This is a genomic window from Paenibacillus sp. Root52 (genome assembly GCF_001426865.1).
In the GTDB taxonomy this organism is placed as follows: domain Bacteria; phylum Bacillota; class Bacilli; order Paenibacillales; family Paenibacillaceae; genus Paenibacillus.
In genome coordinates, this window is the sequence record NZ_LMFO01000001.1 from 1116686 (window position 1) to 1139127 (window position 22442).

Sequence of the window (22442 nt, forward strand, 5' to 3'; positions counted from 1 at the left end):
AATCAATATAGAGAGGAAGCTATCCAATGGAAATGTATTTCGAAACGCTGCAATCGTATCGCATTGCTTATGTCCGTCAGGTCGGCCCTTACGGGGCAGCCAATGTAGAGGCTATGGATAGGTTAAAGCATTGGGCGAATGATCAGGAGTTACTTACCGAATCAGCTATTCTACTCGGCATTCCGCAGGATGACCCGGCTAGCACACCTGCACAGCATTGTAGATACGATGCGGCTATTGTCATGACTAAACTTAAGCTTGTGCATTCTGATGCTGTCGAAATGAGTGAGCTGTCTGGCGGTGAGTACCTGATCTGTAAGGTCAAACATACGGCAGAGGATATACAGCAAGCATGGAATGAGATCATCCCCCATTTGCAAAAAAATCATCACACGCTCGATCATACCAAACCGGTTATGGAACGATATCGCTATCAGCTTCTGAAAAATCATTTCTGTGAGATTTGTGTACCTGTAAAGCTGGTCTAAACTCTTGTATGTCAGCAGGACGGTAACTCTATTTAATTGCTTTTTCGTTAAGCTCACAAATGAATAGAAATAGAAAAAGTGACTTCGTTTACCGAAGTCACTTCTCCCTTAACACGGTTATAGCAATATCCTTATACAAAATCTCTTATATTAATAATCTTTTATCAGTACTCTCGTACTATCATGTAATTAATTCATGAAGCAATTAGAATGCCCAGTTACCCTTGCGGAATACCGGTTCTATCGTTCCATCCTGTAATTCACCATCAATATCAAGCTCTGCAGAGCCGATCATGAAGTCCACATGTGTCAGACTCACATTGCATTCATGTTGAAGCAATTCTTCATTGGACATAGACGTGCCATTCTTCATGTTGAACGGGTATGCACTTCCGACAGCCAAATGACAGGAAGCATTCTCGTCAATACCGGTGTTGTAGAAGATGCGATTCAGGTTAGAAATTGGAGAATCATGTGGCACCAGTGCTACTTCACCTAGATAGCGTGCACCTTCATCTGTAGCAAACAGGTTTTTCAGATGCTCTTCACCAGATGCTGCTGTATAAGCAACAACCTGTCCATCCTTAAACGTAATTCGCATCTGGTCTACAAGCTGTCCGTTCAGATTCAGCGGCATGGTACTGCTAACATAACCATTCACACCACTGCGCTTAGGCATTGTGAATACCTCTTCCGTCGGCATATTGGCCACGGTGTAGACCCCTTGTTTATTTTCGCTGCCGCCACCGCCCCAGATGTGGTTGTCGACGAGTTCAATCTTCAAGTCGGTTCCTGGTGCCCGGTAGTGCAAACTCTTGTAATTTTTTTTATTCAGCAAATCGCTCATGGTATTGAGTGTATCCAGGTGTGTTCTCCAGTTCTGTACAGCATCGCCGCCATCCACACGATTCATTTTGAAGATCGTTTCCCACATCACGTTAATGCGATCTTCTTCTGGAATATCGGCAAATACTTTGTTAGCCCACGCCTTCGTTGGCGCTTTGATCAGACACCAGCTAATTTCATGGTTACGCGTGTATTTGGAATATCCTTTGCGTGCCTCCGCAGCAGCCTTTGTTGCACGGGAAACCTTGTCTGAGTCAATACCTTTATACAGCTCAGGGTCAGGTACTTTAATCGTTAATGTCGCTCCACCTGCTTCGGCGAATCGTTCCATCATGTCGCCTTTCCAAGCAGGATAGTAATCAAAGCTATCATCCGAACCGTGCTCGAAACGGCTGCGAGTAATATTGTCGTCATCAAAGTCTACTTGCACATACTTCGCACCGGCCGCATATGCCTTCTGTACGATCAAACGGGTAAACTCTAAAGTCTCGATTGGTGCAGTGACCAACAGGTCTTGTCCGTTCTGAATATTCACACCGACTTTGACTACCAACTCGGCGTATTGTTCTAGCGATTTTTCAAAAGATTGTTCAAATGCGCTCATGAATTTATTCACTCCTGTTTCAAGATTTTAAAGTATCCTAGATCTCAGTTATACGTTTCGTTTTTCCTGCTCACGCAGTTCAATTCGGCGAATCTTACCTGAGCTTGTTTTCGGCAGATCAGTGACGAATTCAATTTTACGTGGGTATTTGTAAGGTGCTGTCCATTCTTTGACATGGTTTTGCAACTCACGCACCAGTTCTGATGAAGCCAATGATTTATCTCTAAGAACGACAAAAGCTTTCACCACATGTCCTCGGATCTCATCTGGGCTCGCCACCACCGCACATTCCTTCACGCTGGCATGCTTCATAAGGGCTTCTTCGACTTCAAATGGCCCAATCGTATACCCTGAGCTGATAATAATGTCATCACTACGACCTTCAAACCAGAAGTAGCCTTCTTCATCCTTACGTGCGCGATCTCCTGTTACAAAATAATCGCCCCGTTGGCTGGCTTCCTTGCGTCCTGCATCTTGATAATACTCGTGGAACAAGGCAGGCATATCTTTGTGCACCGCAATATCTCCAACTTGTCCTGTTGGCTGTGGCTGTCCATCTTCATCAATAATCTCAATCAGCCCTGGTGTGATGGATTGACCCATGGAGCCAATTCGAGTAGGCGCACCGCTTAAGCTTCCAATAAGCAACGTGCTTTCAGTCTGTCCATATCCGTCACGAATCGTGAGGTTGAAATGACGCTGGAAGATCTCAATAACCTCCTGATTAAGCGGCTCACCAGCAGATACGGCACTACGGAGCTTGGACAAGTCATAATGTCCCAGATCATCTGTTTTTGCCATTAGTCGATATTCCGTCGGTGTACAACAGAGCACACTGATCTCATGTTCCTGCATTAGATGTAGGTATCGCTTAGGCTGGAATGATCCGTTGTAGACTAGACCTGTTGCACCTCTTCCGAGAACAGACAGGAATGGACTCCAGATCCATTTTTGCCATCCAGGTGCTGCGGTTGCCCACACTGTATCTGATGGTTGGATATCCAGCCATAATGAAGAAGCGATCCGCAGGTGAGCATATCCCCAACCATGGCTATGTACAACTCCTTTGGGATTACCAGTTGTTCCTGAGGTATAAGCAAGGATGGCGATATCATCTCGGTGTGTTTCTACCGCAGCCATCTCATCCGACTGACCTTGCATTAACTGCTCCACATTCAGCCAGCCTTCAGCCGGTACGTCAGTTTCACCATGAGGTGATGCAACGATCCGGTGTGCGAGTGATGGCAGGTCTGCGTTCATCTTCTCCACTTCTGCTGTTGTCTCAGACCACACAATAACTCCACGGGCTTCAGAGTGCCGCAGACGATATTCCAAGTCCTTAGCGCGCAGCATCTCGGAAGAAGGGATAACTGCAATGCCCAGCTTCAGGCAAGCAATGTAAATGACATAGGCAATAATACGACGTGGTACCATGACCAGTACTCTATCACCCTTCTCTAGTCCTAAGTCACGTAATCCACCAGCAAGACGGTTGGCTTGCTTAAATAAATCACCGTATGTGATCTCTTCCAACTCTTGATGATCGCTGAGCCATCTAAGTGCAATCCGATCTGACGGGTGATTCTCCATCTCGGATGTCAGGTTATAGCTTTCAGGCGAAATCCACTGTTCAAAGTTCAAATGGAGCCTCTCCTTCATGTTTCAAAATGTAAAGCATCTATATATTATACCTCAAATCCTAGGACCAGGTGCTATGAACTGAATTCTCATTACAAAAATAAAAAAATAACAGCCTGTTTGTCGGCTGTTATTAGCTCATTATTAACATGTTACACCAAATTCAAATGTTTATAACCAAAAGCGCCTTTCTCTCCATAGAAAGGCGCTCTCCAATTACGATCTCACTCTTTACAATCTCACTTTGCGATCAGATTACCAAGGGTAATTCCCAATTCCGTCCAAGATGCGATCAATCTCATTCAGCTCTTCTGTTGTTAATTCCGGTGCCTTGAGAGCTGCCACATTCTCTTCGATCTGTGTCACCCGACTTGCACCGATTAGAGCTGAGGTTACACGGTTGCCACGTAGAATCCAGTTCAGCGCAAGCTGGGATATCGTCTGACCTCTACGCTCAGCAACCGCTTGAAGCGCCTCAAACTTGGCAATGCGTTCGTCCGTATAGGCTTCTTTTTTCAGATTGCCTGTTGGATTCGCTCGTTCCGCTGTAATCTTCTCAACATATTTATTCGTTAACTGTCCACGGCCAAGAGGGCAGAATGCAATCGAACCAACGCCCTGTTCGTCCAATACATCCTGAAGACCATCCTCAATCCAGCGATTCAGCATGGAGTAGTTCGGCTGGTGAACCAGACATGGTGTGCCCAGACGGCGAAGAATGGTAACCGCTTCTTGGGTCTGCTCAGCATTATAGTTGGACAGTCCCACGTATAGGGCTTTGCCTTGTCTTACTATATGATCAAGAGCAGCCATTGTCTCTTCCACTGGTGTCTCCGGGTCTGGACGGTGGTGGTAGAAAATATCGACATACTCAAGTCCCATTCTGCTGAGACTCTGATCAAGGCTGGCAATCAAGTTTTTGCGAGAACCCCATTCGCCGTATGGCCCTTCCCACATATGATATCCCGCCTTGCTTGAGATCAGCAGTTCATCCCGGTAAGGACGCAGATGCTTTTTATAGATAACACCAAAGTTCTCCTCTGCCGATCCAGGAGGTGGTCCATAATTGTTAGCTAGATCAAAATGATTAATGCCCAGATCGAAGGCACGAAGGATCATTTCTGTCTGAACATCCATGGTACGATTGTCGCCAAAATTTTGCCATAATCCTAGTGCGATCTGAGGCAGCTTAATTCCGGATTTACCGGAGCGGACATAATTCATTTCATTATATCGTTCACTATTTGCAGTGTATGTCATCCGTATCTCTCATTTCTGCTTATGCGTTATTGTTGATCACCTTTTTATCTTAGACAATCCCCACCGAAAACCATATGGCATTTCACTACCTACGTATGGCAAAATGATTGTTATATCATCATTCGATGCTATACCGAATAAAACAATTAAGCATACATTGCTCATATATATATGTTAAAATGCATGATATATCCTTCGGAACAGGAGTGACCTAAAGTGATTACATATATGTTCAAGAACAATCAATTCGAGGAGCTGCAGCTGCTCCATTATGGCACCGAACCTTGCACACCTGGGCACAGCTTTGGCCCAGCGATGCGTGATTACTACAAAATTCATTATATTCTGAATGGCAAAGGCACCTTCCAAGTTGGAGGGCAAACCTACAAGTTGCACAAAGGACAAGGATTTCTCATTGTGCCTCACTCCGTCGTTTCTTATGAAGCTGACCAAAACGAACCATGGGAGTATAGCTGGGTGGCTTTTCAAGGTAGCAATGTAGTTTCTCTAATACAACAAGCTTGCCTGTCTGAACAGCGTCCAATCTTCGAGCTGCATAATGATGATGAACTGCGCTCGTGTCTGCATCGCATGATCAGCTCTAGAAATACACATAAAGGCTGGGAAATTAGTATGACCGGCTTGTTATATCAATTCTTCGCGGTGCTGATTGATCAAGCTAGTGAGACAAGTCATCCCGTCGTGCAGGATTACACGAAAGATACGTATGTTACGCAGGTGATTGATTTTATTGAGATGAACTATGCCAATGCGATTACGGTTCAAGCGATTGCTTCTCATGTAGGCTTACAACGAAGTTACCTCTGCTCACTCTTCAAAGATCTGATCGGAAGCAGCATTCAATCCTACCTGGTGAATTATCGCATGCGAAGAGCGGCTGAATTGACGCTTGATCCCAGCCTAAGTATTGGTGACATTTCTCGATCAGTCGGGTATCTGGATCAATTGCTCTTTTCCAAAATGTTCAAAAAGGTCATGGGACAATCTCCAACTCAATATCGCAAACAAAAAACAGCACCTTCCCCACTTCGTAGTTAAAGGGAATGTGCTGTTTCTCGTATTCGAGCGAATACTTTAAAATTTGAACTTTAGATGGTATTAACCGGGTACCGAATCACAATTAAACCTCGTTTACACCTGCTGTTCCTGCATGGATACTCCCACTACATGAACCTTAATTTCGTCAACGAATAGTCCGGTGAAATTCTCTACAGCCTGCTGCACATTATGCTGCAATTCACGGCAGACCTCATGCATACGACAACCATATTGCAAAACAATTCTTAATTGAATCGATGCACGCTCTTCTTTTACAACCACATCAATTCCTTTTTGCAGGCTCTTGCCACTAATGCTCTTGGCAATGCCTTCCGTTATGCCAGCAGACATAGACGATATTCCCGCGGTTGTCTGTGCAGCTATGCCTACAATTTTGGATACAACATCTGTAGCGATATGGACTGCACCGATCAGAGCTGGCTGAGGTTCAATATATTCGGGTTCATTATAGGTTACAGGTACGATTTCAGTCATGCGGATCGCTCCATTCATATGAATTTGAATTAGGTCGTGTCTGAAACTCCCTAGGCATTTTGCCACTTTTCCTTAAAGAACAAATTGTAGATACGTACCAACAAGATTTTGAGAATCATATAGAACGGAATAATGATAAGAATAGCTATAATTCCGCCCAAGTCCCCCGCACCGAGTACCAAAATTATGGTTGTGAGCGGGTGAATATCCAGCTTTTTGCCGAATACATACGGAGCAACTAGATTATCTTGAATCTGCTGAGCAACAAGAATGATAATGAGTGACCAGATCGCCACAGACGGCGATACGACCAGTCCCATAATCACAATGGGGATCGACGATACGATCGCACCGATAAATGGAACAAAGTTCATAATGACAGCAATGACGGTCAGCAGCAGTGCGTAAGGTAAACCGATGATAAGAAAACCTATATACATTAATACACCTAATGCCAGGTTTACAAGCACTCGTCCTACGATAAATCCACTGAGCGCCTGATCGATCTCCAGTACCACTTCACGACTGTCCTTCTGAAAACGCTTGGGCGCAATTGATGCGAGGATACGACCAAACTTCTCTCCTTGTTTCAGCATGTAGAACAGAATGATCGGGAAGGTGAACAGGATAATTGCAAAACTGGAAAGGAGCGAGATGAGACCACTAACGTAGTCCGTCACGAAGTTGAATCCTTTATTGATGTATTCGGTAATTTGAGAGAACGGCGTTGAATTATCCGGGAACAAAGTTGTAATTACACCATTTTGTTCTAATGCTTTGAGCTGAACACTTAGTGAATTAAGCAGGTTTGGCGCATTTTCTACCAGATTAATCAATTGCTGACGCAATGATGGCCACAGCCCCACGACAAACAGCACAATCAGAATGCCAAAGATCAGATAGATCAGCAGGATACTGGCCGTTCGGTTAAGCTTCTTTCTCTCCATATAATTGACCAAGGGCCTGAGCAGATAATAAAAGAACACGGAAAGCATCATCGGCACAGTAATTACCGTAATCATCGTAACTAATGGCTGGAATATGAAGCTCACTTTGGATAATAGATAGATGTTGATCAGCACAAGAGCTAATGCAATGCTGAATCGAACAAATGAGTTTTTCACTTTTAACAATATGTCCCCTCCAAATTCCCATTTCTAATGTGCGAGTGTATGGCGAGCCCTCTATACATGATGTGGAAATCGTATACAGATCGGCCACATCTCTTTTATTTTGGTATGACAATGGTGAAGATGGTTGTTTCCCGTCCTCGCTGTGACAACGTTAGGTGTCCACCCATTTTCTCTGTATTACGTTTGGCAATAGCGAGCCCGAGTCCAGTTCCGCCCGTTCCCGATCTCGCTGCATCCCCTCGGACAAACGGATCAAATATCGTTGCCCATAATTCCTGAGGTATACCTACCCCAGTATCAGCGACTTCAATGGACACATACGTTTCCTGTGGGATCAACTCTACGCGTAATTCTGTACCTCTTGGATTATATGCAAGTGCATTCGTAATCAAGTTCTGGATGACTCGAGATAACAGCTCCGGATCATACCGGGCATAGATCTCTTCATCTGGTACGAGGACATGCAGTACGAACTGATTTTGCTCGATTTCACCATACGTATCGGCCATAATCTCACGCACAAATTCCCCAATCTCCCGCTGCTTGATGTTCATATGGAAGTCGGGTGAATCCACCTTGAGCAGTTCCAGCATATTTTGGATCATTCGTGCAACTTGTACAGATTTATTGTGAATGTAGCCCAGATAGCGTTGTTGTCTCTCTGCATCACCAACACGACCTTCGACCAGCGCCTGAGCATAACCTTGAATAGAGGTAATCGGTGTCTTGAGATCATGCGAAAGATCCACGATGAGTCGCTGCTTGCTCTCTTCCGCGTAACGTTTCTCTGCCGACGTCTTCTCAATCACATCTGCCATAAAGTTAAAGGTCTCACCAATCTGTACAAACTCCTTCTCAGCAGAAATGGACATGCGTGTACTGTAATTCCCCCGAATCATTTGGGTAAGCCCCAGCGATAACACTCGAAGTGGTTTCTTAATTCGCTTGGCAACCCAGTAGCTGTATACAATCGTCAGCACGAGCAGAAGTCCAATACCCACCAAGATGTAAAAGGGCAAGGGATGCTTCAGATTCGTAATCAGTTGGTTATCATTCATTCGAATGCTTACCAGATCGCGTGGAAGTTTGAGCAAAAGGTATGTTGCTTCTCCCTCAGCCATGAATGGGGAAATGGAATAATAATAGGGCTGGTCGCTGCGGTTTTCTAACTTGGCGAATAACTCGGATTCTGCGTACTGGTTAATTGTGTCCTTCTTATTGCCTACCGAACGGATTACGGAGCGGTCTGCATTCAAAATTTCTAACCATCCACCGCTATCCTCCAGCCGCTGCGTCTCAATACTGGATGTTATGTCGGACCCATCTTGATTGCTCACCTTCTCCAATTCAGCCACATACACATGTGCTTCTACATTCAGATCGGGATCAACGATATGATCAGAGATGCGAAAATCAACGACATCAAGGGATACGATAATGTATACAACCAGTACGAGTAATAGCAAAAAGAAGTTAAATAACAGAAAGTCCAGTGTCAGGGACGTATGCAGCGGTCTCTTTTCTCTAGTTTTCCATAGGCGCTTCAATTTTGTATCCTAATCCCCTTATCGTCTTCAAATATTCGGGTTGCCTGGAATCACGCTCGATCTTCTCGCGAATGTTGCTGATATGTACCATGATGGTACTGTCTTCATGAGCATAGTACTCTCCCCACACAGCTTCGTATATTTTTTTGCGGGTAAATACTCTGCCCGGTTGTTCTAACAGCAGGTCCACAATTTTATACTCTGTTGAGGTCAACGTCACAGGTCGTCCCGAGCGATACAACATACATTTGGAACGATCAAGGGATAGCTCACCAAGCGTGCGGGTCGCCTCTTGAGGTGCCGAGAGTTCCATTGCATCAAACTGGTTGACCCGTCTTAACAAAGCCTCGACTCTAGCCACGATCTCAAGTGGGTTAAATGGTTTGGATATGTAGTCATCAGCTCCTAGTCCAAGTCCCAAAATCTTGTCATGATCCTGGCTCTTCGCAGACAAAAAGAGTACTGGCATATGATAGGTAGCCCGGATCTGTTTGATCAACTGTAGACCATCCAATACAGGCATCATTATGTCCAAGATAACCAGGTCAATTGGGCCCGAATGTATGCACTGTAATGCTTCCTCTCCATTTGCAGCGGTTAAAATGTTGTAGTCCTTCTCCAAATACAGTTGAAGCAGTTCCACAATTTCGGGTTCGTCATCTGCAATCAACAATGTGTATCTCATACGTTCCCTCTCATTTCAGTATTAAGTTAGAATGTTCATATACCTACTATAACCTACGTCTCTTAATACAACCTAAACCCTTTCTAAAGATAATCTAAATAAAACGCCCAGGTTCGTAAACCCAGGCGGTTGAATCTTGCTCTACGATGTGACTGCTTCAAACGAAATCGTTAGTAAAGTCACAGCTTAGGACGTTATATTATGCTTTCAGCCAAGGCTTGACTCGATCAACCAAGTGCTGTTTGTCATATTGTATATACTGATTCGCACGGTTGCGGAGTGGGTCACCTGCATAGAAGCGCTCATATAGATCATGTCTGGCACCCAGCGGACTTCCCGTAAGCTCCCAAGCCAGTTGAAAGAGTCTTGTTTTCTCCTGTGCCGATATCGTCACACCACCTAAATACTGATGGATCATATGCTCCAAGGGCTTGTTCGTACCCGGCATTCCGGATGGAATCTGAATAAGTCCACCTGCGGCGATTGTTTTCAAAATTTCGATGGAACGTGGATAATATCGGTTGCCCAAGTTCCGCGCAGTTTCAATGTACTTGAATTCAGGGAGCCAATTTCCGTACTCATCCGGCTTGGCTTTTGCTTCCGCAGCAATAATTAATCCCTCAATCGTCTGCATCTGGCTGATCATCTCTCCCAACTGCTCTTGCACATTGAGGAAGGAGTCCACGCCAATTTCTTGGGCAATGGAAGAGGTGATGGCTGTAACGAACTCTAGTTTGGAATACAGACGAATGACACTTTGGTGGTAGGCTAGACTTGATGAGGCTTCATTGCAACGGATCTGCCATACCGCTTCTGGATTTTGATGAAGTAACACACGTTCCCAAGGAACCAATACATCTTCAAAAAATAAGACGGCATCCATCTCATCATATTGATGACTTAATGGGTGAGAAGACTGCTTATCCGTTGCAGCGAACGATTCTCTGCATAAGACGTGCAAGCCCGGGCTGTTCAAAGGCACAATCATCATGTGAGCCAGCTCCGGTTTATCCCCAGGAATACGTTGTACAGGATAAATAAGAATATCGTCGGCATACGGAGCCGCAGTCGCAATCATCTTAGCACCCCGGATCACAACGCCCTCTTCGTTCTTTCGTACAATGCGTAGCATCGCATCCTCATCTTCACCTATCGGTAAAGAACGATTCATCTGTGGATCACGCTGCACAATCGTCAGGAACAGATCATGGCGTTTCGCTTCTTCGTAATACTTGGATATTTTGTCCGCATAATAGGTGTCATGAATAGCCATGGCATCCCGAGTTGCATACCACCCCGTCAGACGTGAGCGAGCATAATCGGATAATCGACTCATGACGCCATACGTACGTTCAGACCACAACCGAAATGCACCGGCACGTTGGCGAAGATCTTCCCCACACCGTGGTACTTGAAAGGCTCGATGCACATACCCACCGATGTTCTCGTCCCAATATGCTACGGTATCTCTTGATTCTGGTTCATCCACCAGATTGAAGAGGCCTTCAATCGTCTGTAATGTGCCTTGGAACGCAGAATGATTGGTTACATGAATTCGATCACCATCTAGCCATACGCTACGTCCATCATTCAATCGGTGTATGTAAGCTTGTCCCCGAGACATGGTTATGCTCAAACTAAATCCTCCTTCAAAGGAACTGTTCGCATCCCTTTTTGAATGATACAATATGTATCTAAGAAAATAGTACTTCGCATTGCTTATGAAAGTCAACCAACACCAAACGCAGGTCTGGTGTTGGTTGTGAAGATGTTACATATGTGTGCGTATACGTTAAGCAATAAAAGATGTCCTTAAGTAAAGTTTATAACTAGCCCTAGGACAACTTCGTATACATGTTGCGTAGATAACGCCAGCGTACAAGTACAAAATATAGAGCTTGCATGGAGGAGAACACCAAGAAAATTCGAAGTGTATACCCCACTACGGAGAAATCGACCAATTGTTGCAATGCGATAAAAGCGACGGAGCTGTGAATGATCGCAACCAGAATGGGCAGGAAAAACATCAGTAATAGTTGACGTGTGACCATTCGGCGAAGCTCTGGGCGACTTAATCCCATTTTGCCAATCATACGGTGCTGCTCTTCATCCCGCTCCAGATCTGCATATAGCCGGAAATACGTGAAGCTTGCAGCAAAAGTAAAGAATACGATGCCAATCAATCCGCTCAGAATAAGAATGATCCCATTCGTCTGCTTCGAATTCAGCCAATCTACAACAAGAGCGCTAACCGAGAAGTAACCGTGATCCAGCGGCTCTGATCTAAGGGATTCGATGAGTTCAGGAGCGAAGCTGCGTGTTCCCATCCAATCGGTAACGACAAATTGGGTTGTTCGGTTAGAGTAGAACGTTTCGTCCAAATTGGCTTCTTCAAAGTAAGCCCGCTTAATCTTGTCAAACAACTCATCGGAAACGACATACAGATTCATTTCATATTCTACAGGAATAACGATCTCGGTACCTGGAGCAGTTAATCGAACCTGTTCATGCTGCTCTTCCACCTCCAGATTCATTTCCGTTGGTGAGAAGCCTGAATCAATCTGTGCACGCAACTTTTTACGCTCCGTTAGATTGCCTGGCGTGAGAAATACTTCATCCTGCTTCAGTTCTCTCTCTTCGTAACCAAGTGCCTTCGCTAAATAATTGTATTGACTTAACTTGATTAGATTACCGTTATTGTTCTCATAAAGGGTTTCATAACTACCTCGAACATAAGGTACTTCATGTTCAATTAATGACTCCTCAATCTGATTAAGTTGCTTCTCAGCCACATCGGTATTCCATGAATTCATATACGTGAATGCATATGGATTCGTCATGGAGGACAGACCCGGATCAGCAATAGCTAACATCGTTCCAATGCCTGTGAAGGACGAAGCTGAGATGACACTCACCATAAAGAACATAATGGCATTATCTTTCATCCGATAGGTAAGCTCAGATAGAAACAGCAAATTCGTTTTGCGAAAAAATAGTCGTTGATTACGCTTAAGTGCTCGGATGATATACACACTCAGTTGGGTGAATAGCAGGTACGTACCTACGATGACCAACAGTACACTTCCGAACAGTATCGGAAACGAATACGATCCCCATACAAAAGTGAACACGCCCGCATATCCTCCACCGATCAAAGCCACGGACAACCATGCCAGCAAGCGAGAAGCCTTTGGCTCTGGTTTTGGTTTTTCCTCTGATTTGACAAGGTCAATCAGTGTCCCTTTGCGAATGAGCAGCGATGAAGATAAGGCGATGACCACGAACAGCAATAGAAATGCGCCCATCGTAAGTGCCATACCCTTCAAGGGTAAATAGAAACGCAAACCATTTTCCACAGCTAACATAGAGCTACAGATCAGTAAAATCAACTTGCCGAATATTAGGCCCAGCCCAATTCCTGTGATGATGGCGGCAAGACCGATACACATGTTTTCCATAAATAAAAGCCGATTCATCTGCTTGCGCGTCATGCCTAGGATCAGGAAAATACCAAATTCCTTTTTGCGTGTCTTGAGAAATGAACCCACGGAGTACAACAAGAAAAGAAACGAGAAGATAAATATAATGAACTCAGCAATAATAAATCCTTGATTAGCAAGCGATGTGACCGTTTCACTTGAGCCCTTCAACCCCTCGCTTAGATCGGGGTGAAATAATAACAAGGCATAGATAAAAAAGATCATGACAGAGAATGTACTGCTCAGGAAATGAGCCAGATAGATTCTTTTGTTCCGAACGACATTATTAATAGCGAACTGGCGAAAATTCATGTCCTGACCCTCCCATTAGGGATAAAACATTAATAATCTTTTGGTAAAAAGCCGCTCGATTATCGCCGTAATGTATCTCGTTGTACAACTTGCCATCTTTGATAAATACAACCCGACTGCAGTAACTCGCCGCCACAGCATCATGGGTAACCAGTAACATCGTCGCTTGATCCTCCCGATTGCGCTGTTCTAACATTTCCATGACGTCTCGGGCAGCCTTAGAATCTAAATTCCCTGTCGGTTCATCAGCCAGAATCAGCTTGGGTGTATGGATTAGTGCTCGTGCAATTGCCGTACGCTGAGCTTGACCACCAGAGATTTCATATGTGCGCTTATCCAGAATTGCCGTGATTCCCAGCTTCTCTGCAAGTTGGGCAACACGTTCATTCATCTCATGAAGGGCAACTCCATCCAAGGTAAGAGGCAATACAATATTCTCCTTCACGGTCAGTGTGTTCAACAAATTGAAGGATTGAAAGACAAATCCCAACTGTCTACGCCTGAACAATGCGAGCTCGTCGTGCCCTAGTTGGAACGGATTCTGCCCTGCGATCCGAAGCTCCCCTGATGTTGGATGATCAATTGTGGAGATCATGTTCAGCAGCGTTGTTTTCCCGCTACCCGATGGTCCCATGATACCTACAAACTCTCCTTCTTGAATACTTAAATCGATACCTGATAATGCTTCATGTGAGACAATACCTTTATAAATTTTGCTAATCTGTTGCACTGAACATATTTCCATCAGATAACCACTCCTCTTAACCTGTATCTCATTACGTTGGATTAAGCATGTTGAATGTTCATTCCATTCCATAGCTCTTTCCTTCAACTTATACATTCAGTCTATCCGAACCGCTGTTTTTCTCCTATGGCTTAACCTTTCATCTACATGACAATAATGTAAGGTTACGGTTCAATACCGTCTCATTCAGAAAATAAAAAGAAAGACGCCGTTTCCTCTCACAGAGTTTCGGACGTCTTTTCATTTCACACATGGTTTTTAGTTCTGATATGAAATCCAGTATATTGAGCTCCATAGCTTCATGTATTAAATATAATCTTCACGGTTGTGCCTTCTCCTTGAACGGATTGCAATTCAATCTGATGATTCATCTGGGTCAACACTTCTTTTACGATATATAGCCCCATACCCGTAGATTCTTTGAAATGTCGGCCATTCTCTCCTGTAAAGAAAGGCTGGAACACCCGTTTGAGATCTGATGTGGGAATGCCCACCCCATGATCTTGCACTTCAAGCATGATTGAACTTTCGAGCTCGTAAGCTCGTACATATATTTTCTGCCCATTGCCCGTTGAATACTGAATCGCATTGGATAATAGCTGGACGAGAACGAACCGTATCCATTTGGCATCAGATTGCACCACAATAGATGGATCTATCTGCATCTCCGGATAGACATGATTGCGAATAAAGAAGCGCTTTAACTCGTGAATCGCAGCTTCCCCCGCCGCTTTAAGCGATACAGGTTCTACCGTAAAATCCTGTTCAAATGTTTCGAGACGAGCAACATATAGAACATTTTCCAGACTGCGTCTCATCTGATCCGCTTCCTCCCGAATACTTCTGAGACGCGGGTCATCATCCTCATGATCCTGAATTGTTAATTCGATGACAGACAGCGGAGTTTTCATCTGATGAATCCATTGGTTCATGAACGTTACGTATTCCTGCTTACGCTTCTCCATTCGGTGCAAATCCGTATGATAATGACTATATTGCGAATCTAGTAATTTGGCCAATGCGGCTGACAAAGGCACCGATGCAGAAAGCGGAACGAACTCTTTTAATGAATCCATCGGTTGAGACAGCCGAGTGTAAAATGCACGATGAGACATATAGCGATACGTTAAATAACCAATATACACAATGAGACCAAGAAATACGGCATAAGTTGCGGTTAACCCATGATCATAACCATCGTACCAGAATACCGCCACCACAGTGAATAACATCCCAACTACCCAACAGGTTAACGCAATATGTTCTTTAATGAATAATTTCATGGTTGTGCGATGTCTTTCCAATTACTATTCAGCCGATAACCCGACCCACGTACAGTTTCCAACGCATCCGTAATGCCAAGCTCATTCAATCGCTTCCGCACACGAGTGACATTGACGCTAAGCGTGTTATCATCTACGAAGGAGTCGTCCCATAACTTTTCTAATATTGTCTCTCGACTGACTAATTTCGGACTACGACGCAATAACGTTTCGAGCAATATCGTCTCCTTCTTCGTCAATTGTACCTTCTGTTCACCCAACTGCATTTCCATACTCTCCAAGAAAATCGTTAAACCATGCAACTCCACTTTGCGTTCCTCATGGCGAGTAGCATAATCCCCATACACCCGTCGAAGCTGGCTTCGAATCTTAGCCATTACAATCTCATGCTCGAACGGCTTCGTAATATAATCGTCAGCACCATTCTCTAGTGCCATCACTTGATCCATCTTGCCGCTCCGCGCCGAGATGAACAGGATTGGACAAGTCGAGAGTGAACGGAGCTGACGACACCAGTAATATCCGTCATAACTCGGTAAGTTAATATCCATTAGAACAACATGAGGTTGAAGCAGCTCAAACTGCTGTAGAACCAGTTCAAAATCCTCAACAATGACTGCTCTATCTCCATATCGCTCAATATGAGATTTCAACAGACCAGCGATTTTGGGATCATCTTCAATAATTAATACCGTGTACATATTGGGCATCACCTCTAACCAGTAATCAAATTATAAATAGGAAAGGGCTTATTGCGATCACTGCCCTTTCCTTATCTAATGCTTAGCTTCACTTCTGCATATTGACCTCATTACGCCAATCCTTGATGTCTGCATTCAATTGCTTCAGGTTGCCAGAAGCTTGCTGTTCATCCGAAAGTTTGTAGTGTTGCTTCAGTGATAGAATCCGATATACACTCTCATCAATTCGGGACTCTGCAATTTTACCACTTCGTACTGCATTCAAAAGTGTATCAAAGATCGTCTTGGCACTTTCATAGCTATGAGCTACAAGCAGAATATCACTTCCGGCTTGTACTGTCGTTATTGCAGCTTCATTCAGCTTATAGTTCTTAGCAATCGCTCCCATACTTAGATCGTCCGTAATTACTACTCCATCATAGCCGAATTTGCCTCGTAAGTGTTCACCGATAATGACATCTGACAAGGAAGCTGGATGATCTGGATCAAGCTTAGGGAACAGAATATGTGCTACCATAACGGCTTCTGCTTGTTCTTTCACGGCCGCTTGGAATGGAATCCATTCAAGCTCTGCAAGTTGTTTCAACGTTTTGTTCACCACCGGCAGATCCAGATGAGAATCTACGGACGTATCCCCATGACCAGGAAAATGTTTCACGACGGGAATGACGCCTTCACTGCGCAGCCCCTTCATCTCCGCCACACCCATCTTAGCGACAAGATCTGCAGAACTACCGAAGCTACGATCACCGATAACCGGGTTCTTCGGATTACTGTTCACATCAAGCACTGGAGCAAAATCAAGATTAAAGCCAACGAGTTTTACTTGTCTAGCTAATAATTGACCCATCGTTTCTGCCAGTTTGGCCTGATTGGTGTCTCCAACTGTACGATTCGAAGGAATGGACTCCACAGAATCGGGCATACGGCTCACTTTGCCACCCTCCTGATCCACACTCATGAAGATTGGTACTGGATTGGAACGATTGGCCTGCTTAATGGACTGTATAAACTTAGCTGTGGCATCAAGAGTTGTAACGTTATTGGCATAGAAGATAATGCCGCCTACCTTTTGATCGGAGATCATTTTCTTGCCTTGATCATCAAGCTCCGTACCCTGTACTCCAGCGAGAATCATCTGCCCAATCTTCTCTTCTAATGACAGTTGGCTAAGCTGTTCTTTCACCGGGTCTTGTTCCTCCTGCGGTGGAGTCACTTGATCAGATTCAGTCTGCGTATCCTCGTCTGTGTCCGAGTCGGCTCCATTTCCTTCTCCATTAGTCGGATTGTTATTTGATTCAGGCGAAGGTGATGCGCTATCGCTAGTTCCCGAATTCGATTCTGGTGATGTAGCCGATGTATTCGTTTGTCCGCAAGCGGTTAATAGCACACATAAGCTGAGGATTAGCAATAACATATATCGTTTGGCTAGATGTGTGAGTATGGTGTTGGAGTGTGATTTGCTGTGATTCAAGGATGTTCATCCTCCCTAGATAAGTGGTATGTACTGCATTGCTTTTCAGGCATAACCTTATCATAAGGTGTACTATTTTCAAAATACCGTGGACAGAAATCGCACCAACGATTCAAATAGGTTGTCCAAGAACAAGTTGCCACAAAAAAAGCTTTGCATAACTAGGTGCGGTATGGTACTTTTTTGTATTTTTTCAATGCGCGTGTGCGATGGAAGGTGATGAGGATAAGAAAGTGAGGAGCGATTATCATTTTCTATTCTGAATTTTTCATATGTTGAAATAATTAGTATAGAGAGATATTAACCCATTTTCTTTTGGTTCGTTGGTTCGTTGGTTTGTTTTTTAGGTTGCTTGTTTTTTGATTTATTGGATGAATTGGTCTTTTTGTGGTTTATTTAGTTTTTTAGATTTTACATTTTTATTTTGTTCATTGGTTTTATTAGAATTCTTCTGGGATCTTGATCTTTCGTTCACGCTTTTAAGGTTGTTGATTGTTATTTTTTGAAATAAAAAATAGAGCAGACTTCACAGCAATTTGTCCATCTTACGTAGATCTGCTGTAATATACCTGCTCGCTGTTTGGATTATCGGCTGTTCTCCCGTAACCAATAATGTGGATGAAGCATATTATATAATCCATAATATCCCTGTTAATGATTTAATTAGAATTGATAGCAATATTGTCGCGTCTCACTCTAAGCAATTTACCCGAAGAAGCAGAGAGTACGTCCGGATCAGTTCCGAGGCCAAAGTAAAAGTCTCCTTCACTCTCCTCAAACGACCTTGCATACGTATCCTGTTCAAAAGAAAGAATTTCAGTCCACGTCACTAGATCCGTCGTCTCATATACACGATTAATATAGTTCAAATTTTGTCTAGTATACGTCAGCACATATGCCTTACCCTCACGCGCGAGTACGTCAGTTGGCAGTGCAGCAGTATCCGGCAAAATAACACGTCGTGCTTGATTGATCGCTGTCATGACATTTAATGATCTTGGCGTCAATTGTCCGTCATTAAAGACCTGACCTGCGATATACAACAATTTGTTATCGAAGTTTACATTCTTCCCTATTCGATTGTAGGGGGTTGTTCCAAGTTGATACGTTAGACCAGGCAACATTCTACTTCCATAGATAACAACATCTCTCTTTTGAAGATTTGTATTAATCTCTAGAATATAGGTTCTATCTCCCCAAATATTGTTCGCCGGATACATCATGCCCGATGCATATAACTTGCCACCGATTTGAAACAACGTATACGCTCTATACCCATACGTATTAATTGTTCCGTAATGCTGCCAACTCTCTCCTTGGTCATGTGAAATGAGAACCGTCGGTTTATCTTCTGTACCCAAGGCAGCAAACAGCTTACCTCTATACGAGGCTAGATCATACACATGTACGCCAAGTGGTAAATTACGATATTTAGTCCAGATCTCGCCGTCCAATCGATAGAAGTTACCTAGCCCCCAGCTCTCTCCGTCCGAATCATTACCTGGGATGAACAACTTACCATCGAGCACTTTGTATATATCAATCTGTTCTTCGTCTACGAACATCTTCGTCGTGGGTAGAATGCCTGGATTACTACTACTCACCGTCTGAGTCTGAAAGGTTGAAGTTATCGTATCATAATAGATCACAGGGATTGGGCCAGCATTAGGGGCTACCCCTACGTTACTGCTGTTTCCATGTCCCATATAAATCTTTCCCCTGTAGAGCTGCAGATCCCAGACATTGTTAGCATATGGAGCTTTCTTGAACGGCTTACCCAGGGATTCAACCACAGCAGTTACATCCGTCGACATTACAGCTGCTGCAGTTCTGCTCGTTGCATTGGTAACGGCACGTTCAGCTCTTGGCTGTACACTTGCAGAAGTATTATTTTTCAATTTTGTGCTGCCGATAATCATTCCACCTACACCTGCGACGACAGACAGAATCAGAGCTGTCCATTTCGTTCCACTCTGCATACCCTCTTCCTCCTTCATTTTAAATATCTTCAATTTGTGATGATACAAAATGTATCTTTGTATATTATGTTGAAGTATACACCTACGCAACAAATTTCGCCCGTTTTGTGCAAAAAAATAGACAACCACATGCTGAGATGGGTTGTCCATACGTCGTTTAACCGGAGCATTGAGCGGGAGCAATATTGCACTAACCGAAAGTTGCTTATCGATTAATACAAATCGCTGCTGGAGAATGGTATTGTTTCTTTTTTTATTCAGCCTTGACTAGAATTTTCACCTGATTCTTCTCTTTTAACAATGCTTCAAAACCATGATCGACGACATCATCAAGTGAAATTCGTTTGGTAACCAGTTTATCTGCTGGGAAGAAGCCCTTCTCCATCAGACTAATTACCGCTGGAAATACATCACGGTAACCAATAATCCCGTTCACTGTGCGTTCTTTCATTACGATAGAGTTAGGCTGAATCGGTGCTTCCTGTTCAAAAATGCTAACGATCATCAATTCGCCGCCAATTCGAGTCGTGTCCATAGCTTGTTGAAGTACCTTCGGAACTCCCGTTACTTCGTACGCTACGTGGACTCCACCTGCTGTGCGTGAATGAATCTCGGTCACCACATCATACTCGGTAGGATCGATCACAATCGCACCAAGCTCTGCAGCTTTTGCCTTGCGTTCAGCTGACAACTCCACTACATATATATCGGAGGCACCCGATGCTTTGAGAGCTTCGATCACCAATAGCCCAATCGGACCCGCGCCGAACACAGCGGCAGTATCCCCAACTTTTAGTTTACTCTGACGAACCGCGTGCAGAGCAACAGCGGAAGGTTCTACTAAAGCCCCTTGCTCATAGGAGATCGCATCTGGAATGGAATGGACCATGTTCTCGGCCGCTGTCACATATTCGGAGAATCCTCCACCCCCACCTGCAAGACCCAAGAAGCCCATTTGATCGCAAAGGTTATATCTGCCCTGATTGCATGCTTCACAATGACCACATGCATAGATTGGTTCAACCACTACCCGATCTCCAGCTTGGAAACGAGTTACTCCTTCACCCACTTCAACAACTTGTCCTGAGAACTCATGCCCCATAACGATAGGAGCTTGTTCCCCTGTTAGCGGATGCGGTGCTTGAGCAGGTATAAAAATAGGCCCTGCCGTATATTCGTGCAGATCACTACCACAAATACCGCACCATTCTACTTTTATTTTTACCTGTCCTTGGTTAGGACGGGGTTCCTCAATTTTTTCGAGACGTAAATCTTTGACACCATGCCAACGTAATGCTTTCATTTTGTTCATCTCCTAGATGATAAAGTGTATATTATAATCGGAAACGTTTCCGTAGTTAAATATGTCATAGTTTAAATACGCTGTCAAACATATTTGCCCAGAAATATGTCGATTTCATGATTTTTTTTGCGTTTTAATTTAACTCACATCTCAGGTATCGGTAACTTATCTGTGACTATTAGGCTGTTTTTCAATCAGCTATAGCACTAGCTATACCAGGATGGAAGCCATTTTTCAGCATAGCTTCTCTGCAAGCATGTATTGCAACATACGTACAAGTGATATAATCATAAAGTAGGCAAAAAAAAATCGTTTATTGATCATATATCAGGAATCGTTTCCGTTAATTAAAGTGAGGTCATATCATCATGGGTAAAGATCAAAAAGTCACGATTAAGGATGTTGCCGAACACGCAGGTGTAGGCATCGCGACGGTATCCAGAGCCATCAACAATTCCGAAGGCATTAGCAGCAAGACGAGAGATCGGATCATGCAAGCTATCGAAGAATTAGGATTTGTTCCGAATACGTCTGCACAAAGTCTGAAGATCCGTCAGACGAATCAGATTGCACTAGTTGTGCCTGATATTCGCAACGCAATCATTCCTGAAATATCTTGGTCGGTTGAACAAACAGCGAAGCAGCACGGCTACCATGTTGTTCAGATTAACACCGCCGGTAATGCACGCACAGAGCTAGAAACGATTCGCACGATCAAAAAACTGCATGTTGACGGACTTATATTCATGCCACTCGCCTATCCGAAAACCTTGCCAAATCTTATCGATAAGGCTCCACTGCCTATTTCTCTGATTAATTATGGCAAAAAACTCGAACCAGGTATGAAAGCAGATATCGTTTCACTGTCCAAGCCGGAAGGAAAGCTCGTGATGGAGCATCTGATCAAGATCGGCCGGACACGAATCGCATATGCCGGAGCGCCCAAAGATATTATTGAGGAACGTTATCGAGCTTACGAACAGGCACTTGGGCAAGTCGATATCTCTCTCGTATACTTCGGGGAAGACTTCTCATTGAACACAGGAGCCAATGCGGCAGACTATTTCTATGGATTAACTCATATGCCGGATGCGGTGTACGCCATTAATGACATGGTTGCCATCGGGCTTGTGAATCGCTTCAAAGAGCTCGGAGTACGTGTACCAGAGGATGTTGCTGTTGTAGGTGTAGATAATAACCAATGGACTACAGTCACATCGCCGCAGATTAGTTCTGTTTCCATTATGGGTGAGGAGGTTGCTAGACTAGCGACTGAATTGCTATTAAAACGAATTCGAGACCGCCATACTCAGGATTATGAACATATTCAATTTGAACCACGTCTAATCGTGCGAGAATCCAGTCTTGCCATGATTCGTACTACCGACCCTCATAAAAGATAACCACAGAA

Annotated in this window: 18 protein-coding genes; 3 read left to right on the plus strand and 15 right to left on the minus strand. The window is 44.0% G+C overall.

Annotation, left to right across the window (positions count from 1 at the left end):
* Positions 1-26 precede the first annotated feature (26 nt).
* Positions 27-488, plus strand: a complete 462-nt coding sequence (locus ASD24_RS04785) for an AraC family transcriptional regulator (protein ID WP_056692217.1) — start codon at positions 27-29, stop codon at positions 486-488.
* Positions 489-693: 205 nt separating this feature from the next.
* Here the strand turns inward: ASD24_RS04785 and ASD24_RS04790 are convergent, their stop codons facing one another.
* The 3 genes from ASD24_RS04790 to ASD24_RS04800 all read right to left on the minus strand — a co-directional run bounded on the left by ASD24_RS04790 (position 694) and on the right by ASD24_RS04800 (position 4836).
* On the minus strand, positions 694-1938 hold the full coding sequence (locus tag ASD24_RS04790) for an aminopeptidase (protein ID WP_056692220.1): 1245 nt from the start codon (positions 1936-1938) through the stop codon (positions 694-696).
* 48 nt (positions 1939-1986) lie between these two features.
* Positions 1987-3597, minus strand: a complete 1611-nt coding sequence (locus ASD24_RS04795) for an acyl-CoA synthetase (protein ID WP_056692223.1) — start codon at positions 3595-3597, stop codon at positions 1987-1989.
* Between the two features lie 234 nt (positions 3598-3831).
* A complete protein-coding gene (locus ASD24_RS04800) occupies positions 3832-4836 on the minus strand; it encodes an aldo/keto reductase (RefSeq protein ID WP_056692226.1) in 1005 nt (334 codons plus the stop codon).
* A 216-nt stretch (positions 4837-5052) separates the two neighbouring features.
* On the opposite strand from ASD24_RS04800, the gene ASD24_RS04805 reads away from it, so the two are divergent.
* Positions 5053-5895 carry an AraC family transcriptional regulator gene (locus ASD24_RS04805; protein ID WP_056692228.1) on the plus strand — a complete coding sequence of 281 codons (843 nt, stop codon included), beginning with the start codon at positions 5053-5055 and terminating at the stop codon, positions 5893-5895.
* A 93-nt stretch (positions 5896-5988) separates the two neighbouring features.
* On the opposite strand, the gene ASD24_RS04810 is transcribed toward ASD24_RS04805, so the two are convergent.
* The 12 genes from ASD24_RS04810 to ASD24_RS04865 all read right to left on the minus strand — a co-directional run bounded on the left by ASD24_RS04810 (position 5989) and on the right by ASD24_RS04865 (position 21031).
* Positions 5989-6408 (minus strand): Asp23/Gls24 family envelope stress response protein, encoded by a 420-nt coding sequence (locus tag ASD24_RS04810; protein WP_235540347.1) that lies wholly within the window; start codon positions 6406-6408, stop codon positions 5989-5991.
* Between the two features lie 32 nt (positions 6409-6440).
* The gene (locus ASD24_RS04815) at positions 6441-7523 is read right to left on the minus strand and encodes an AI-2E family transporter (RefSeq protein WP_056692231.1); all 1083 of its coding nucleotides are present in this window, start codon (positions 7521-7523) and stop codon (positions 6441-6443) included.
* Between the two features lie 95 nt (positions 7524-7618).
* Positions 7619-9070: a sensor histidine kinase gene (locus tag ASD24_RS04820; protein WP_056692233.1), complete on the minus strand. Its 1452-nt coding sequence runs from the start codon at positions 9068-9070 to the stop codon at positions 7619-7621.
* Entirely contained in the window at positions 9048-9755 is a 708-nt protein-coding gene (locus tag ASD24_RS04825; RefSeq protein ID WP_056692236.1) for a response regulator transcription factor, read from the minus strand. The genes ASD24_RS04820 and ASD24_RS04825 overlap by 23 nt, the downstream gene beginning before the upstream one ends.
* 199 nt (positions 9756-9954) lie before the next feature.
* The gene (locus ASD24_RS04830; RefSeq protein ID WP_056692596.1) at positions 9955-11379 is read right to left on the minus strand and encodes a 4-hydroxyphenylacetate 3-hydroxylase family protein; all 1425 of its coding nucleotides are present in this window, start codon (positions 11377-11379) and stop codon (positions 9955-9957) included.
* 211 nt (positions 11380-11590) lie between these two features.
* A complete protein-coding gene (locus ASD24_RS04835; protein WP_056692238.1) occupies positions 11591-13546 on the minus strand; it encodes an FtsX-like permease family protein in 1956 nt (651 codons plus the stop codon).
* Complete coding sequence (locus ASD24_RS04840) at positions 13521-14291, minus strand: ABC transporter ATP-binding protein (RefSeq protein ID WP_056692241.1); 771 nt, start codon at positions 14289-14291, stop codon at positions 13521-13523. Before ASD24_RS04840 ends, ASD24_RS04835 begins: the two co-directional genes overlap by 26 nt.
* Positions 14292-14590: 299 nt before the next feature.
* On the minus strand, positions 14591-15574 hold the full coding sequence (locus tag ASD24_RS04845) for a sensor histidine kinase (RefSeq protein WP_056692244.1): 984 nt from the start codon (positions 15572-15574) through the stop codon (positions 14591-14593).
* Positions 15571-16275, minus strand: a complete 705-nt coding sequence (locus ASD24_RS04850; RefSeq protein ID WP_056692247.1) for a response regulator transcription factor — start codon at positions 16273-16275, stop codon at positions 15571-15573. The genes ASD24_RS04845 and ASD24_RS04850 overlap by 4 nt, the downstream gene beginning before the upstream one ends.
* Before the next feature lie 88 nt (positions 16276-16363).
* A complete protein-coding gene (gene nagZ, locus ASD24_RS04855; RefSeq protein WP_235540349.1) occupies positions 16364-17749 on the minus strand; it encodes a beta-N-acetylhexosaminidase in 1386 nt (461 codons plus the stop codon).
* Positions 17750-18408: 659 nt separating this feature from the next.
* The gene (locus ASD24_RS04860) at positions 18409-19728 is read right to left on the minus strand and encodes a hypothetical protein (protein ID WP_056692250.1); all 1320 of its coding nucleotides are present in this window, start codon (positions 19726-19728) and stop codon (positions 18409-18411) included.
* A gap of 253 nt (positions 19729-19981) precedes the next feature.
* Entirely contained in the window at positions 19982-21031 is a 1050-nt protein-coding gene (locus tag ASD24_RS04865; protein WP_056692253.1) for a 2,3-butanediol dehydrogenase, read from the minus strand.
* A 368-nt stretch (positions 21032-21399) separates the two neighbouring features.
* Between ASD24_RS04865 and ASD24_RS04870 the strand changes: the two genes are divergently transcribed.
* Complete coding sequence (locus tag ASD24_RS04870) at positions 21400-22434, plus strand: LacI family DNA-binding transcriptional regulator (protein WP_056692256.1); 1035 nt, start codon at positions 21400-21402, stop codon at positions 22432-22434.
* Positions 22435-22442 lie beyond the last annotated feature (8 nt).

Excerpts from the sequence above, each read along its gene's own strand:
- ASD24_RS04840 (WP_056692241.1), bottom strand. The coding sequence starts at position 14,291 with ATGGAAATATGTTCAGTGCAACAGATTAGCAAAATTTATAAAGGTATT.
- ASD24_RS04860 (WP_056692250.1), bottom strand. The coding sequence starts at position 19,728 with ATGCAGAGTGGAACGAAATGGACAGCTCTGATTCTGTCTGTCGTCGCA.
- ASD24_RS04845 (WP_056692244.1), bottom strand. The coding sequence starts at position 15,574 with ATGAAATTATTCATTAAAGAACATATTGCGTTAACCTGTTGGGTAGTT.
- ASD24_RS04825 (WP_056692236.1), bottom strand. The coding sequence starts at position 9,755 with ATGAGATACACATTGTTGATTGCAGATGACGAACCCGAAATTGTGGAA.
- ASD24_RS04865 (WP_056692253.1), bottom strand. The coding sequence starts at position 21,031 with ATGAAAGCATTACGTTGGCATGGTGTCAAAGATTTACGTCTCGAAAAA.
- ASD24_RS04790 (WP_056692220.1), bottom strand. The coding sequence starts at position 1,938 with ATGAGCGCATTTGAACAATCTTTTGAAAAATCGCTAGAACAATACGCC.
- ASD24_RS04810 (WP_235540347.1), bottom strand. The coding sequence starts at position 6,408 with ATGAATGGAGCGATCCGCATGACTGAAATCGTACCTGTAACCTATAAT.
- ASD24_RS04795 (WP_056692223.1), bottom strand. The coding sequence starts at position 3,597 with ATGAAGGAGAGGCTCCATTTGAACTTTGAACAGTGGATTTCGCCTGAA.
- ASD24_RS04835 (WP_056692238.1), bottom strand. The coding sequence starts at position 13,546 with ATGAATTTTCGCCAGTTCGCTATTAATAATGTCGTTCGGAACAAAAGA.
- ASD24_RS04870 (WP_056692256.1), top strand. The coding sequence starts at position 21,400 with ATGGGTAAAGATCAAAAAGTCACGATTAAGGATGTTGCCGAACACGCA.
- ASD24_RS04850 (WP_056692247.1), bottom strand. The coding sequence starts at position 16,275 with ATGTACACGGTATTAATTATTGAAGATGATCCCAAAATCGCTGGTCTG.
- ASD24_RS04830 (WP_056692596.1), bottom strand. The coding sequence starts at position 11,379 with ATGTCTCGGGGACAAGCTTACATACACCGATTGAATGATGGACGTAGC.
- ASD24_RS04785 (WP_056692217.1), top strand. The coding sequence starts at position 27 with ATGGAAATGTATTTCGAAACGCTGCAATCGTATCGCATTGCTTATGTC.
- ASD24_RS04800 (WP_056692226.1), bottom strand. The coding sequence starts at position 4,836 with ATGACATACACTGCAAATAGTGAACGATATAATGAAATGAATTATGTC.